At 63.9% G+C, this 1,550-nt stretch carries 2 protein-coding genes; both read left to right on the plus strand.

Annotated features, from left to right (window positions below; translation table 11 throughout):
* Positions 1–1,044: homoserine dehydrogenase (locus A6M56_RS15250; RefSeq protein ID WP_286758222.1), on the plus strand; the 1,044-nt coding region annotated here is incomplete at its 5' end.
* 74 nt (positions 1,045–1,118) lie between these two features.
* Positions 1,119–1,550: flavin reductase family protein (locus tag A6M56_RS15255; RefSeq protein WP_286758223.1), on the plus strand; the 432-nt coding region annotated here is incomplete at its 3' end.

Genomic DNA, 1,550 nt, shown 5'->3' on the forward strand with positions numbered 1-1,550 from the left:
GTCATGCAGGCCATCGCCAATGGCAAGCACGTGGTGACGGCCAACAAGGCGCTGCTTGCCGTGCATGGCACCGAAATCTTCGCCGCCGCCCAGCAGAAAGGCGTCATGGTCGCCTTCGAGGCTGCCGTCGCCGGTGGCATTCCGATCATCAAGGCGCTGCGCGAGGGTCTTTCCGCCAACCGCATCGAATGGGCGGCCGGCATCATCAACGGGACGACCAACTTCATCCTGTCCGAAATGCGCGACAAGGGCCTGTCCTTCGACGAGGTGCTGAAGGAAGCCCAGCGCCTGGGGTATGCCGAGGCCGATCCGACCTTCGATATCGAAGGTGTCGATGCTGCGCACAAAGCCACGCTGATTTCGGCCATCGCGTTCGGCATTCCGGTGCAATTCGACAAGGCTTACGTCGAAGGCATCACCAAACTCGAAGCCTCCGACATCAAGTACGCAGAACAGCTCGGCTACCGCATCAAGCTGCTTGGCATTGCCAAGCGGCGCGACAAGGGTGTCGAGCTGCGCGTGCATCCGACCCTGATCCCGGCCAAGCGCCTGCTGGCCAACGTCGAGGGGGCGATGAACGCCGTCATGGTCAAGGGCGATGCCGTGGGCACCACGCTGTACTACGGCAAGGGGGCCGGCGCCGAACCGACGGCTTCCGCCGTCGTTGCCGACCTGGTCGACGTCGCCCGCCTGGCGACCGCCGATCCGGAACATCGCGTACCCCACCTGGCCTTCCAGCCGGATGCCATGTCCAACCTGCCCATCCTGCCGATGAGCGAGGTGGAGACCGGCTACTACTTGCGTTTGCGCGTCGAGGACAAGCCGGGCGTGCTGGCCGACATCACCCGGATCCTGGCTGATCAGGGCATCTCGATCGATGCCCTGTTGCAGCGTGAGCCGGAAGAAGGCGAGGGCGAGACCGACATCATCATCCTGACCCACGTCTGCCAGGAAAGCGCGGCCGATGCCGCCATCGCCAGGATCGAGGCCCTGCCGGCCCAGAAGGGCAAGGTCAAGCGCATCCGCCTGGAAGAACTGCAGTAAGGCGGCAGGCGGAGCAATACACTGACAAGGGGACTGCGGTCCCCTTTTGCTTTTGATGTGACAGGTGTGCAGAAATGGCTGAGCGACAAGCGGTTGAACTCGAAAAATCCTATCTGCTGCTCAATCACGGCCCGGTGACCCTGGTGTCGGCGGCGCACGATGGGCGACGCAACGTGATGGCGGCCGCCTGGGTCATGCCGCTCGATTTCTCGCCCCCCAAGGTGGCGGTGGTGATTGATGGGCGGACCTTCACCCGCGCCTTGATCGAGGCGAGTGGCGCATTCGTACTGAACATCCCGTGCCGGGCGATGGCCGAGCAAGTGCTGGCCGTCGGATCGTGCAGCGGGCGCGAGGTCGACAAGTTTGCCGCCTTTGCCCTCGGGGCATCGGCCGAAGCGGTGACGCCAGCCCCCTTGATCGATGGTTGCATTGCGTGGCTCGCCTGCAAGGTGATCCCGGAGGCGCATAACCAGCAGCGCTACGACCTGTTCATCGCCGAGGTGGTG

It is taken from the genome of Ralstonia sp. RL (assembly GCF_001683835.1).
In the GTDB taxonomy this organism is placed as follows: domain Bacteria; phylum Pseudomonadota; class Gammaproteobacteria; order Burkholderiales; family Burkholderiaceae; genus Ralstonia; species Ralstonia mannitolilytica.